The organism is Leucobacter sp. (assembly GCF_053528595.1).
This window is the reverse complement of sequence record NZ_JAIVPF010000054.1, coordinates 53,252-66,219: the sequence shown is the minus strand read 5'-3', so window position 1 is coordinate 66,219 and position 12,968 is coordinate 53,252. Positions and strand designations below refer to the sequence as shown.

Annotated in this window: 11 protein-coding genes; 8 read left to right on the top strand and 3 right to left on the bottom strand. The window is 70.0% G+C overall.

The genetic code is table 11. The annotated features are described in order from the left end of the window. Positions 1-185: 185 nt before the first annotated feature. On the bottom strand, positions 186-1,004 hold the full coding sequence (locus tag ACWKZU_RS11015) for a Bax inhibitor-1/YccA family protein (protein WP_449282373.1): 819 nt from the start codon (positions 1,002-1,004) through the stop codon (positions 186-188). A gap of 129 nt (positions 1,005-1,133) precedes the next feature. Between ACWKZU_RS11015 and ACWKZU_RS11010 the strand changes: the two genes are divergently transcribed. From ACWKZU_RS11010 to ACWKZU_RS10995, 4 genes are all read left to right on the top strand, one after another. Then, the gene (locus ACWKZU_RS11010; RefSeq protein WP_449282372.1) at positions 1,134-2,150 is read left to right on the top strand and encodes a glycerophosphodiester phosphodiesterase family protein; all 1,017 of its coding nucleotides are present in this window, start codon (positions 1,134-1,136) and stop codon (positions 2,148-2,150) included. Positions 2,151-2,274: 124 nt separating this feature from the next. Next, positions 2,275-3,000, top strand: coding sequence for an ABC transporter ATP-binding protein (locus ACWKZU_RS11005; protein WP_449282371.1), 726 nt, complete (start codon positions 2,275-2,277; stop codon positions 2,998-3,000). Then, complete coding sequence (locus tag ACWKZU_RS11000) at positions 2,997-4,298, top strand: ABC transporter permease (protein ID WP_449282370.1); 1,302 nt, start codon at positions 2,997-2,999, stop codon at positions 4,296-4,298. Before ACWKZU_RS11005 ends, ACWKZU_RS11000 begins: the two co-directional genes overlap by 4 nt. Positions 4,299-4,331: 33 nt before the next feature. Then, entirely contained in the window at positions 4,332-4,958 is a 627-nt protein-coding gene (locus ACWKZU_RS10995; RefSeq protein WP_449282369.1) for a TetR/AcrR family transcriptional regulator, read from the top strand. A 178-nt stretch (positions 4,959-5,136) separates the two neighbouring features. Here ACWKZU_RS10995 and ACWKZU_RS10990 read toward each other — a convergent pair whose 3' ends face one another. Beyond that, positions 5,137-6,126, bottom strand: coding sequence for an asparaginase (locus ACWKZU_RS10990; RefSeq protein WP_449282368.1), 990 nt, complete (start codon positions 6,124-6,126; stop codon positions 5,137-5,139). Between the two features lie 133 nt (positions 6,127-6,259). Between ACWKZU_RS10990 and ACWKZU_RS10985 the strand changes: the two genes are divergently transcribed. Further along, positions 6,260-8,845 carry an ATP-dependent helicase gene (locus tag ACWKZU_RS10985; protein WP_449282367.1) on the top strand — a complete coding sequence of 862 codons (2,586 nt, stop codon included), beginning with the start codon at positions 6,260-6,262 and terminating at the stop codon, positions 8,843-8,845. Positions 8,846-8,884: 39 nt separating this feature from the next. Here ACWKZU_RS10985 and ACWKZU_RS10980 read toward each other — a convergent pair whose 3' ends face one another. Further along, complete coding sequence (locus ACWKZU_RS10980) at positions 8,885-9,514, bottom strand: TetR/AcrR family transcriptional regulator (protein ID WP_449282366.1); 630 nt, start codon at positions 9,512-9,514, stop codon at positions 8,885-8,887. Between the two features lie 194 nt (positions 9,515-9,708). On the opposite strand from ACWKZU_RS10980, the gene ACWKZU_RS10975 reads away from it, so the two are divergent. The 3 genes from ACWKZU_RS10975 (at position 9,709) to sucC (ending at position 12,967) form a co-directional block, all read left to right on the top strand. Next, entirely contained in the window at positions 9,709-10,677 is a 969-nt protein-coding gene (locus ACWKZU_RS10975) for a GGDEF domain-containing protein (RefSeq protein ID WP_449282365.1), read from the top strand. Beyond that, entirely contained in the window at positions 10,670-11,695 is a 1,026-nt protein-coding gene (locus ACWKZU_RS10970) for a GGDEF domain-containing protein (RefSeq protein WP_449282364.1), read from the top strand. The genes ACWKZU_RS10975 and ACWKZU_RS10970 overlap by 8 nt, the downstream gene beginning before the upstream one ends. A 105-nt stretch (positions 11,696-11,800) precedes the next feature. Beyond that, on the top strand, positions 11,801-12,967 hold the full coding sequence (gene sucC, locus ACWKZU_RS10965; RefSeq protein WP_449282363.1) for an ADP-forming succinate--CoA ligase subunit beta: 1,167 nt from the start codon (positions 11,801-11,803) through the stop codon (positions 12,965-12,967). Position 12,968: the final 1 nt, after the last annotated feature.

Genomic DNA, 12,968 nt, shown 5'->3' with positions numbered 1-12,968 from the left:
GAGGCATCCGCACGTATGGATTCTGCGTACTGCGTCTGTCTTCTGTCATCCTGCGCGAGCGGAGCGAGTCGCAGGATCCACACGCCTGGATCCTGCGATTGCGCGCAGCAAGACGGGCGCCGGTCCGGAGACGACGGAAGGGACCCGGCAGAGCCGGACCCCTTCGATCTGCGTTCGAGCGGGTGTCAGTCGCCGCGCAGGATCGCGAGGATGCGCAGGATCTCGACGTACAGCCAGATCAGCGTGACCATGAGGCCGAAGGCGGCCGACCACGCCCACTTCTCGGGCACGCGGTTCTTGACGCCGTTCTGGATGAGCTCGAAGTCCATGACGAGCGAGTAGGCGGCGAGCAGCACGGCGAGCACGCCGATCGCCACGCCGAGCCAGCCCGAGCGCATGCCCCAGGGGCTGTCGGTGAGGTTGAACATCACCATCACGAAGTTGATCAGCGAGAACACCGCGTAGCCGATGATCGCGACCATGAAGATCTTGGTCATGCGCGGGCTGGTGCGCACCTTGCCGCTGCGGAAGAGCAGCAGCGTCACGCCGAACACCGACAGCGTGCCGATGATCGCCTGCGAGACGATACCCGCCCACTGGGCCTCGAAGATGCCCGAGATCCCGCCCAGGAACACACCCTGGAACACGGCGTAGAGCACGATGAGCGGAACGCTCGGCTCCTTCTTGAAGGCGTTGACGAGGCCGAGCACGAGGCCGATGATGGCCGCGGGCAGGGCCAGGACCGGCATGAACCAGCCCACCGCGCCGAAGGCGAGCACGATGAGGAACAGCATCACCGTCTTGGAGATGGTGTTCTCGTAGGTCATCGGCTTGTCGGACGGAGTGATCACGGGAGGCTGCTCGAAGCCGCCCTCCGTCGCCGGGGTGTCGATTCCGGGTCGCTGCGTCTGAGCCGCGGGCTGGTCGTAGATGCGGCGCAGCTCGTCGGCGGTGAGGGTCTTGCCGTTGAGAGCCGGGTTGTTGCTGAGTGCCGGATTGCTCATGCGTCGGAATCCTTTCCTGGCGTATGGGTCTGCATCAGAGCCTATCGGCTCCCCGCTTCGTCCTGGCTGTGACTTCGCCGCCGGTGAACGCGGAACCGCGCTCCGAACCGCGCCTCTAAGCTGGAGGACATGCCAGACCAGCCCGCGACGCTCGTCATCGGTCACCGCGGGGCGCCGGGGTACCGCCCGGAGCACAGCGCCTCCTCGTACCGCCTCGCGTGCGAGCTGGGCGCCGACGCCGTCGAGCCGGACATCGTCGTCACGAGCGACGGCGTGCTCGTGGTGCGGCACGAGAACGAGATCTCGGGCACCACGGACGTCGCGAAGCGGCCCGAGTTCGCGAACCGGCGCACCACGAAGACGGTCGACGGCAAGCGCCACACGGGCTGGTTCACCGAGGACTTCACCTGGGCCGAGCTCTCGACGCTGCGATGCCGGGAGCGCCTGGGGCGGGTTCGGCCCGAGAACCGCGACCACGACGGCCGGGAGCCGATCCTGCGCCTGCGCGACGTGCTGGCGATCGTCGACGAGCAGAGCGCGCGCCTCGGCCGCGAGGTGCGGGCGGTGATCGAGGTGAAGCACGCGGCCTACTATCTGGGGCTCGGGTGGGACATCGGGGCGCTGCTGCTCGAGGAGCTCGCCGCCACCGGGTGGGATGCGCGGCCGGACCGCCTGGTGATCGAGTGCTTCGAGCTGGGTGTGCTGGATCGCCTGCGCGCCGCCGGGGTGCGGGGGAGTCTCGTGTTCCTCGCGGAGCGCTTCGGCTCCCCGGCCGACGAGCCGGTCGCCGGGGCGCCGGCGCGCAGCTACGCCTGGTACCGCGGCGACGCCGGGCTCGACCTGCTCGCCTCGCGCGTCGACGGCATCAGCGTGGCCAAGGCCAACCTGCTGCGCACGAACGCGCTCGGCCGGGCGGTCGGCCCCGCCTCGCTGGTGCGGCGCGCGCACGAGCGCGGACTGCGGGTGTTCACCTGGACGCTCCGCCCCGAGAACCGCTACCTCAACATCCGGTTCCAGACCTCGCTGCGCGGTGCCGAGTGGGGCGACTGGCAGGGCGAGTTCGGCATGGTGCTGAGCTCCGGGGTCGACGGGATCTTCGTGGATCACCCGGATCTGGGGGTCGCGATCCGCGAGGCGCAGGCGTAGCGGCCTCCGTCGCAGGACCCGTATCCGGGCGAGGTCACAGTCCGTACTCAGCCGGCGAGCCGGCCCACGAGGTATTTTTGCAGTAGTGCTAAATTGCATGACTGCAAGAATGAGCGGAGCCCGTATGCCCACCACCGTCCTCGATGCCGTGGATATCGAGAAGTCCTACGGGAACGGCGCGAGTCGATTCCACGCCCTCAAGGGGGTCTCGCTCGCCGTGCGCGAGGGCGAATCCGTCGCGATCGTCGGCAAGAGCGGATCGGGGAAGTCCACGCTGATGCACATCCTCGCCCTGCTGGACGAGCCGGATCGAGGGGCGGTGCTGGTGGAGGGGACGGACGCCGCAGGACTGCGCGGTCGCGAGGTCAACCGCCTGCGCAACCGCGACTTCGGGTTCGTCTTCCAGCAGTTCTTCCTGATCCCGAACGCGACCGTGCTCGACAACGTCGTGCTCCCGCTGAAGATCGCCGGCGTCGGCGCCCGGGAGCGGACGGAGCGCGGCATGGCCGCTCTGCGGGCGCTGGAGCTCGACGACAAGGCGAAGAACCGGGCGACGGCCCTGTCGGGCGGGCAGAAGCAGCGCGTCGTGATCGCCCGGGCCCTCGTGAACAACCCGAAGGTCATCTTCGCCGACGAGCCGACGGGCAACCTCGACACCGCGACGGGCGAGATCGTGGAGGACATCCTCTTCGCCCTCAACCGCGAGCAGGGGATCACACTCGTGATCGTGACCCACGATCCCGAGCTGGCGGCGCGCTGCGACCGGCAGATCTACCTGCGCGACGGGCTGGAGATCGATGCCCCGCCGCCTCCGAACGCGCACGGTCGCGGCGAGGAGGTGTCCGCATGAGGCTCGGAGACGTCCTCGGGAGCGCGGTGCAGAACACGTTCCGCAGCAAGCTGCGCACGTCGCTGACGGTGATCGCGATCTTCATCGGCGCGTTCACGCTGACCATCACCAGCGCCATCGGCGCCGGCATCTCCAGCTACATCGACAGCCAGCTCGGCGCGATCGGCGCCGAGGGCGTGCTGAGCGTCACGAGCGCGCCCGATGAGGACGCGCTCGCCGCCGACGACGGGCCGACGCCCTACGATCCCGAGAAGGCGACCGCCGGCAGCGGGTTCCCTGGCGGCGCGGCGACGGGCTTCGGCGACCCCCTCACCGCCGATGACATCGCCGCGATCGAAGCCGTGGACGGGGTGCTCCGCGTCGATCCGACCGTGTTCGTGAGCGCCGACTTCATCGCCGTCGACGACGGCGACCGCTTCGAGATCTCGCTGAACCCGATGTCGGCGGCGACGGTGCCCGATCTGGCGGCCGGGGATCCGCTGACCCCCGACGCCCGCAGCGAGATCCTGCTCCCGGACGGCTTCCTCGAGGCGCTCGGCTTCGCCGACGCCGAGGCCGCCGTCGGCGCGGAGGTCGTGCTCGGCGTCACGGACGCCGTGGGCGAGCAGCACGAGGTGCCCGCCACGGTCGCGGGTGTGCAGAACGCCTCCCTGCTCAGCGTGGGGGCGAGCGTCAACGCGCACCTGACGGACGAGCTCGTCTCGGCGCAGGAGATCGGGCGCGTCGTGGATGCGCCCGTCGGATACGTGGCCGCTGCGGCCTTCTTCGACGCGGACGCCGACGACGAAGAGATCGCCGCGATCAAGGCGGATCTCGCCGACGAGGGCTTCCTCGCGCAGACGACGGCGGATCAGATCGGCCAGTTCCAGACCGTGATCGCCGGCATCATCGGAGTGCTGAACGCGTTCGCGGTGATCGCGCTGATCGCCGCCGGGTTCGGCATCGTCAACACGCTGCTGATGAGCGTGCAGGAGCGCACGCGCGAGATCGGCCTGATGAAGGCGATGGGCATGGGCAGCGGCAGGGTGTTCGCACTGTTCAGCGGCGAGGCGGTGTTCATCGGGTTCCTCGGCAGCGCGCTCGGGGCCGGGATCGCGATCCTCGCGGGATCCGCGATCAGCTCCGCCCTCGCGAACTCGGTGCTCTCGGGGCTCCCCGGCCTGCAGATCATGCTGTTCGAGCCCGCTTCGATCGTCACGGTGATCCTCGTGGTGATGGCGATCGCCTTCCTCGCGGGGACGCTTCCGGCTCGCCGGGCGGCCAGGCAGCACCCCATCGACGCGCTGCGGTACGAGTGACCGACGCGCCGGGGCATGAGTGACAATGGATCGATGAGCGAGCGGGAGACCGGGGGACTGCGGGAGCGCAAGCGCCGTGCGACGCAGGCGGCGATCGAGCGGGGCGCGCTGGAGCTCGCCCTCGAGCACGGCTACGAGCACGTGACCGTGGAGATGATCTGCGAATACGCGATGATCTCGCCGCGCACCTTCTTCAACTACGCGGGCTCCAAGGAGCGCGCGGTGCTCGGGATCGATCCGCCGCTTCCCGGAGCCGAGCGCCGGGAGGCCTACGCGCGGGGCCTCGGCGGGTCGCCGCTGGAGGATCTCATCGGCACCCTCGTCGAGGGCTTGGCCGACCTCGGCGGGGCCGGCCCGGACACGCTCCGCAAGCGGCACCGGATCCTGCGGGAGAACCCGTCGCTCGCGATGAAGGAGTTCGCCCGGATGGAGGAGGCGCAGAACTCCATCGTCGACCTCGTCCGCGCCCGGCTCATCGGCGACGGACCCTCGCGCGCCGCCGACCCGGAGCTCGACGACGAGGCCCGGATGATCGTCTCGCTCGCCATGGGGGTCGTGCACTACCTCATGCGGGACTGGATCGCCGGCGGGACCGCCGCGGGCGACGGCGACGCGGTGCGCCGGGCGGCCGCCCTCGCGCGTCGCGTCGCCGGAGGGTGAGGGACGCCGCCGCCCTCGCCGCGCGCCCGCATCCCGTCCCGACCTCGATCCAGATCCCGCGTTCCCGAGATCCTGCGTTCGCGAGATCCTGCGCTCGCGAGATCCCGATTTCCGTCGCGAATCCCGCCGGGATGCGGCGGAAATCGGGATCTCGGGCGGAACGGGGCGCGCGGGCGGCTCAGGCGCGCTCGCCGACCAGGTTGCGCTCCATGGCGTCGCGCAGATCCTCGCCCCCGTGCCCGCGATCGAGCAGGAAGCCGAGCTTCGCGGTCGCGGCCTCGACCGTGAGGTCCGATCCGTCGATCACGCCGGCGGCCGCCAGTTCCCGGCCCACGGCGTAGCGCGTCAGGTCGACGCCGCCGGTGGCGCACTGCGTGACCGCGACCACCGGGAGGGTCGCGCAGAGCTCTCGCAGCGTGCCGAGCATGCCCGGCCGCGTCACCGGCGCGTTGCCGCTGCCGTAGCACTCGAGCACCAGTCCGTCGGGGCGCGCGCCGACCGCGGCCCGGAGGTCCTCCGCGGTGACCGCGGGCGTGAAGCGGAAGGAGAGCACGCGGGCGGGTGCGGCGGGGGAGTCCTGCGCGACCGGGGGTGCGGGGACACCCATCGGCCGCGGGGCCAGGGAGCGCTCGGCGCGGAACGCGGCGAGCGAGACGGTGTCGTGCTTCGTCGCCCGCACGGCGGGCAGGATGGAGCCCCCGAACGCGATCGACACGGGCGCCCCGGGAGCCGCCCTGACCGACGCGCGGATGGCGAGGCTCAGGTTGTCGACGGCGTCGGTGCCCGGGGCGCCGTGCGGCAGCTGGCTGCCGGTGACGATCACCGGGCTGCCGATGCCGGACAGCTCGAAGGCGAGCCTGGCTGCGGAGTAGGCGAGGGTGTCGGTGCCGTGCAGGATCACCACGCCGCGCGGGCGGTGCGTGCGCACGCGGGCGCTGATGGCGCGGGCGATGCGCGGGGCCGTCTCGGCGTCGGCGTTGGCGCTGTCGATGGCGGGCAGCAGATGGTTGATGCGCGCCTCGATGCCGAGCGGGTCGCAGATTCCGGCGACCATGCGCTCGAGCACCTCGGGGAAGTCGGGATCCGGTGCCAGGCCGCCGTCGGTCTCGTGCATGCCGATGGTGCCGCCCGTCGCGAAGACGAGCACGGTGGGGCGCTGAGCAGACATTCCTCCATTCTTCCGCATAGCGGTGCTCGTCGTGCGAGCCCCGGCGGCCCCGGTCCTGCCGATCCCCGGTGCGCGTCGCGGGATCGCCGCCGGCTCCGCGAATGTCAGGGGCGCCGCCTAGACTTGAGGGACGATGAGCGATTTTGAACTTCTGGAGCCCGGAGCTCCGATCGGCGGCTTCGACACGGGCCTGGGCGGCGGTTCCGGCGGCGCCGATCCGCTGCTCGACGGGCTGAACCCGGCGCAGGAGCGCGCGGTGATCGCGCGCGGCCCCGCGCTGCTGATCGTGGCGGGTGCGGGATCGGGCAAGACGCGCGTGCTCACCCATCGCATCGCGCAGCTGATCCGCAACCGCGAGGCCTGGCCCAGCCAGATCCTCGCCATCACCTTCACGAACAAGGCCGCGGCCGAGATGCGGGAGCGCCTCGAGGGGCTGCTGGGCGCCGGCATCGAGGGCATGTGGGTCTCGACCTTCCACTCGGCGTGCGTGCGCATCCTGCGCCGCGAGGCCGAGAGGTTCGGGTACGTCTCGGGCTTCACCATCTACGACTCGGCCGATTCGCGCGCCCTGCTCAAGCGCATCATCAAGGAGCTCGACGCCGACACCTACGGGTTCACCCCGGCGAACGCCGGCTCCAAGATCTCGCGGCTCAAGAACGAGCTCTCCGACGCCGACGCCTACGCGGCGACCATGAACGAGAGCGACCCGCGGGAGCGGCTGTTCGTCGAGATCTTCAAGACGTACGAGCAGGAGCTGCGGCGCGCCAACGCCTTCGACTTCGACGACCTCATCGGGCAGACCGTGCACCTCTTCCGGGCGCACCCCGATGTCGCCGCGGTGTATCAGCGCCGCTTCCGCCACATCCTCGTCGACGAGTACCAGGACACCAATCACGCGCAGTACTCGCTCATCCGCGAGCTGACCCGGCCGATCGAGCCCGAGCAGGTCGAGCGCCTCGTGCCCCCGGCGCGCGAGCGGGAGCTCGACGAGAGCGGGCGCATCCCCGCGTCGAGCCTCACCGTCGTGGGCGACTCGGATCAGTCGATCTACGCCTTCCGCGGCGCCGACATCCGCAACATCGTCGAGTTCGAGCGCGACTTCCGCGGCGCCGAGGTCGTGAAGCTCGAGCAGAACTACCGCTCCACGCAGAACATCCTCTCCGCCGCCAACGCCGTCATCGGCAACAACTTCGACCGGCAGGAGAAGAACCTCTTCACCACCGAGGGCGACGGCGAGAGGATCGTCGGCTTCACGGGCTACTCGCAGCACGACGAGGCGCGCTTCGTGGCCGAAGAGATCGAGGATCTGCACCGAGCGGGCGTGGCCTACAGCGATGTCGCGGTGTTCTACCGCACCAACTCGCAGACGCGCGCGCTGGAGGAGCTGCTGATCCGGTCCGCGATCCCGTACCGCGTGCTCGGCGGCACCAAGTTCTACGAGCGCGCCGAGATCAAGGACGCGATGGCGTACCTCACGAGCATCGCGAACCCCTACGACCCGATCGCGTGGTCGCGCATGCTCGGTACGCCCAAGCGCGGCATCGGCCCGATGGCCGAGGCGCACCTCGCCAACTTCCAGGAGACGCACGCCATCTCGTTCCACGACGCGATGCTGCGCGCCGACGAGGTGGCCCAGCTCGGCCCCAAGCTGCGCGTCACGGTGCGGGAGCTCGGCGAGCTGCTGATGCGCGCCGCGCGCATGGCGGCGGGCGGGGGTGCGACCGACGTGCCCGGCGAGGAGGCGAAACCCGCGCCGGTGGGCGACGTGCTCAAGCTGATCCTCGACGAGACCGAGATGATCGAGAAGCTGCGGGCCAAGCGCGACCCGCAGGACGACGCGCGCGCCGAGAACCTCGAGGAGCTGCTCGCCGTGGCCCGCGAGTTCGACGTCAAGCAGCCCGGCGCCGGGCTGCTGGCGTTCCTCACCGAGGTCAGCCTCGTCGCGGCCGCGGACGATCTCGACGACACCAGCGGCACCGTCTCGCTCATGACCATGCACACGGCCAAGGGCCTCGAGTTCAAGGCGGTGTTCATCACGGGCGTCGAGGAGGGGCTGCTGCCGCACCAGATGTCCGTCGACGAGGTCGGCGGGATCAGCGAGGAGCGCCGCCTCATGTACGTGGGCATCACCCGGGCGCGCGAGCGGCTCTACCTCACGCTCGCCTCGACCCGCGCCACCTTCGGCGACATCTCGGTCGCCATGCCCTCGCGGTTCCTGCAGGAGATCCCCGAGGGGCTCATCGACTGGCGGCAGTCGCCGGGCGAGGTCACGGGCCGAGGGGGCACGGCGTCGCGGGCGCTCAACGCGCCGCGCAACGCGGCTTCGGGTTTCGGGGGTGCGGGATCGCGCTCGCGCGGGGTCGACTCGTCCGTGTCGTTCTCGGGCGGCGCCGGCCGATCGAGCGGCTCAGCGGCCGTCAGCGAGCCCGCGAGCGGCAACATGCAGTCGGCGCTCGACAAGTGGCGCGAGCGCAAGCGGCTCGCGAAGGAGGCCCAGGCGGCCGGCGGCGGGTTCCCGAACATGATCGGCGGCGCGGCACGCGACAACGGCGACCTCGAGCTCGGCCCGGGCGACCGCATCCGGCACGACGAGTACGGGGACGGGCGGGTGACCGGCGTCACCGGAACCGGTTCGAAGCGCATCGCCCACGTCGTCTTCGACTCCGTGGGGGAGCGGAAGCTGCTGGTGAAGCTGTCGCCCATCACCAAGATCGACTGATCGCTGTGCTCCGCCGCCCGATCGGCGGCCGTGCGCGGCTCAGCCGAGGATCGAGCGGTAGTCCTCCATCATCCGGCGCACCCCGTCCTCGGTGGCGGAGGTGTCGCCGCTGCCGGCGGACCACTCGTTCATCTGCGCGGCGATGATCCCGTTCACCATGGTGACGGCGAGCGTCGCCTCGCGCAGCGGATCGCCCAGCTTCGCGTGCTCCGGATGCGCCGTCAGCCACGCCGTAGCCGTCGCCGTGAGCTGATAGGAGGACTCGAGGAAGGTCGTCAGGGAGAGGCGGGCGGCCTCCGGCTGTTCGGAGATGAGCTGCATGCGCAGACGCGCCACATCTGAGTTCACGTGGTTGTGGCCGATCGCGGCGAAGTACAGGCGGAAGATGCCGAGCACGAGATCCTCGGGAGCGCTGTCGAGCACCGCGAACGCCTCGCTGCCCTCCGGAATGTTCACGGCCCGCCCCACGATCGCGTAGTCGCGCGATGAGAAGTAGTTGAAGAAGGTGCTGCGGGAGATGTCCGCCATCTCGCAGATCGCCTCCACCGTGACGTTCTCGACGCCGAGTTCGAGGGCGAGCGTGACGGCCGACAGCTCGATCGCGTTCTCCGTGGCCCGGCGCTTGCGCGCCCTGAGGCCCTCCGGTTTCGGTTCTTCAGTGCGGTTCACCAGTTGCTCGATTCCCGTCACCGCCTGGCGGGAAGCTCCCGGGCGGCGACGGCTCAAGAGTACCCGCCGAGTCTGAGAATCTGGACAGCGCCCGGGTTTGGCGGAGAGGCCGTGAGCCTCTTATTCCACGGATTGTGTACGCTAAGGATACGAACAGCCGGAGGGGGCGGATCCGGCACGAGGGGAAGTGCGCGATGGCCTGGCTGTCTCTTCAGCTCCGACGCCAGAATCCGCATTCCCTGTACCTCATCTTCGGAGCATTGCTGCTCGCGCTCACACTCGTCGTCGATCTCGTCTTCCATCAGGACATGGTCAACCCCTGGGTCGCCTGGGTCCTGCTGCTCGCGTGCGTCGTCGCCGGTGTCATCACCTTTGCCTTCGGCAGCGGTGTGCCGGGGTGGATCGGGATCAGCGCCGTGTTGATCTCCATCGCCGCCCAGTCCTACTTCCTGAGCCTCGCCGACGACCCGCAGTCGGTCATCTCGTCGCTGCAGCAGATGCCGGTGATCGCGTTCTATCTCGGCTGGTTCGTGCCCCCGCGGCTTGCCGTGCCGCTGGTCGTCGCGAGCCTGGCGGCGTTCGGAACGGTCATGGTGAACAATCCTCTGCTGGGGCCCGCGGGGGCCATCGGCGCGCCGGTGTCGGTGCACGGGATCCTCAGCCTGCTGTTCTGCTACTCGGTGGGCTTCTACCTGTGGTGGCGCCAGCAGCGGGTCTCCGCGACCGATCCGCTCACCGGCGTCTGCAATCGGCGGGGCTTCATGGAGCGCCTGGAGTCGCAGCTGCGGCGGCTGACTCCCCAGCGCGGTGGCTTCTGCGTGGTGGCCGTCGACTTCGACGACTTCAAACGGCTGAACGACGCGCAGGGCCACGCCGCGGGCGATGCCGCGCTGATCGCGACCGTCGAGTCCTGGCGCGACGAGGTGCGCTCGGGCGATGCCGTGGGGCGGATCGGCGGCGACGAGTTCGTGCTGCTGCTGCTCGGCGTCGACGCCGAGGAGTGCGGCGTCGTGGTGGACCGGCTGCAGCAGGGTTCGGCGAACGCCTGGTCGTGGGGGATCGCCGAGGCCGTGCCGGGCGACACCGTGGACGAACTGCTCGCGCGCGCCGACCGCGCGCTGTACGAGCAGAAGCACCTGAAGCGGGGTGAGCTGCGTGAATAGGAGACGCTCCGCCGATGTGGACGCCCGGCCGGGCGGTCTCGAGCTCGTCCGCGAGCTCGGCGCGCGCTTCGTGCGCTGGCAGACCCCGTTCTCGTTCGTGAGCTCGATGATCTCCCTGCTGCTGGCGCTGGTCTTCGCCGTCGACCTGGTGGTGGGGCACCCGCACATCCAGCGCGGCATGGTGTCGCTGTGGCTCGCGCTCTACACGCTGGGAACGGCGATACCCCTCGCCTTCGGACGGGCGTACACGCTGCGGCTCGGTCTGCTCATGGCGGTGGTGATCGAGGCGTGGTCGACCTACTTCCTCGTGTTCTCCCAGCACACGCACGCCGAGATCAACGCGCTGCTCGCCCTGCCCTTCTCCGCGCTCTACATCGGATGGTTCTTCCCGACGCACATCGCGATCCCCTTCATGGTGCTGAGCGCGCTGCGCGTCTGCGCGACGCTGATCTGGAACCCGGCGCTCGGAGAGGGGGTCGGATCGCCGCTCACGCTGATCACCTACGCGGTGCTGATCTCGGTCTTCACCTTCGGGGGTGCCCGTGCCGTGCGCAAGCAGATGCGCGTGCAGGCCGCGACCGATCCGCTGACCGGGGTGCTCAACCGCCGCGGGCTGCGCGGCGCGGCGAGGCGGCTGCGGCAGCGCGCTGCCCGGCGGGGCGTGCCGGTCACCATCGCGATCATCGACTTCGACGACTTCAGGCGGGTGAACGAGGAGGGCGGGCACTCGTCGGGCGACCTCGCGCTCAGCGAGTCCGCGCGCTCGTGGCGCGAACTGGTGGGGATGCGCGGGGTCTGGGATCACTCGAACGGCATCGTGGCGCGCATCGGGGGAGACGAGTTCGTGCTGCTGCTGCCGACCGGACTCGACGAGGCGGAGGCGCTGCTGCGGCGCTCGCGGCGCGAGGCGCGCCACTCCTGGTCGTGGGGTGCTGCCGAGACGGATCCGGACGAGACGCTCGAGGTCGCGATGGGTCGAGCCGATGCCGAGCTCTACCGCAGCAAGCAGCGCCGCTGAACGCTGCGCCACATCCTGCGGTGATAGAATCTCCGACTGGTCGACTTATCTCGACATCGAGACACTTTTCTGCCTCGGATCACCCCGACAAGCGAAGGACAGTACGTGGATCTGTACGAGTACCAGGCACGAGACATCTTTGAGCGATACGGAGTGCCGGTACTTGCCGGTCTCATCGCCGACACGCCTGAGGAGGCGCGCGCCGCGGCGGAGAAGATCGGCGGCGTGGTCGTCGTCAAGGCTCAGGTGAAGACCGGCGGCCGCGGCAAGGCCGGCGGCGTGAAGGTCGCCAAGAGCCCCGAGGAGGCGTACGAGGCCGCGCAGGCGATCCTCGGTCTCGACATCAAGGGCCACGTCGTGAAGCGCGTGATGGTGGCGGCCGGCGCCGACATCGCGCAGGAGTTCTACTTCTCGGTGCTGCTCGACCGCGCCAACCGCTCGTACCTGTCGCTCTGCTCGGTCGAGGGCGGCATGGAGATCGAGCAGCTGGCCGTGGAGAAGCCCGAGGCGCTCGCGCGCATCGAGGTCGATCCGCTCGTGGGCATCGACGCGGCCAAGGCCGAGGAGATCGCGCGGGCCGCGCGATTCCCGGAGGAGCTCGTCGCGAAGGTCGTGCCGGTCTTCCAGAAGCTCTACGAGGTCTACACGGGTGAGGACGCGACGCTCGTCGAGGTGAATCCGCTCGTGCTCACCGGCGCCGGCGACATCATCGCGCTCGACGGCAAGGTGTCGCTCGACGCCAACGCCGACTTCCGTCATCCGGAGCACGAGGCTCTCGAGGACAAGGCCGCCGAGGATCCGCTGGAGGCCAAGGCCAAGGCGCAGGATCTCAACTACGTGAAGCTCGACGGCGAGGTGGGCGTGATCGGCAACGGCGCGGGCCTCGTGATGTCCACGCTCGACGTCGTCGCCTACGCGGGAGAGAATCACGGCGGCGTGAAGCCCGCCAACTTCCTCGACATCGGCGGCGGCGCCTCGGCGGAGGTCATGGCCGCGGGCCTCGACGTGATCCTCGGCGATCCGCAGGTGAAGTCGGTGTTCGTCAACGTCTTCGGCGGCATCACCGCCTGCGACGCGGTCGCCAACGGCATCGTGGGTGCGCTCGCCAAGCTCGGCGACGCGGCGAACAAGCCGCTCGTCGTGCGCCTCGACGGCAACAACGTCGAGGAGGGGCGCCGCATCCTCGACGAGGCCGCGCACCCGCTCGTGACGCAGGCCGCCACCATGGACGAGGGCGCCGACAAGGCCGCCGAGCTGGCGAACGCCCGCTGAT

What these genes read in the sequence shown, in the direction of transcription:
- ACWKZU_RS11015 (WP_449282373.1), bottom strand. Translation starts at nt 1,004, where the DNA reads ATGAGCAATCCGGCACTCAGCAACAACCCGGCTCTCAACGGCAAGACC.
- ACWKZU_RS11010 (WP_449282372.1), top strand. Translation starts at nt 1,134, where the DNA reads ATGCCAGACCAGCCCGCGACGCTCGTCATCGGTCACCGCGGGGCGCCG.
- ACWKZU_RS11005 (WP_449282371.1), top strand. Translation starts at nt 2,275, where the DNA reads ATGCCCACCACCGTCCTCGATGCCGTGGATATCGAGAAGTCCTACGGG.
- ACWKZU_RS11000 (WP_449282370.1), top strand. Translation starts at nt 2,997, where the DNA reads ATGAGGCTCGGAGACGTCCTCGGGAGCGCGGTGCAGAACACGTTCCGC.
- ACWKZU_RS10995 (WP_449282369.1), top strand. Translation starts at nt 4,332, where the DNA reads ATGAGCGAGCGGGAGACCGGGGGACTGCGGGAGCGCAAGCGCCGTGCG.
- ACWKZU_RS10990 (WP_449282368.1), bottom strand. Translation starts at nt 6,126, where the DNA reads ATGTCTGCTCAGCGCCCCACCGTGCTCGTCTTCGCGACGGGCGGCACC.
- ACWKZU_RS10985 (WP_449282367.1), top strand. Translation starts at nt 6,260, where the DNA reads ATGAGCGATTTTGAACTTCTGGAGCCCGGAGCTCCGATCGGCGGCTTC.
- ACWKZU_RS10975 (WP_449282365.1), top strand. Translation starts at nt 9,709, where the DNA reads ATGGCCTGGCTGTCTCTTCAGCTCCGACGCCAGAATCCGCATTCCCTG.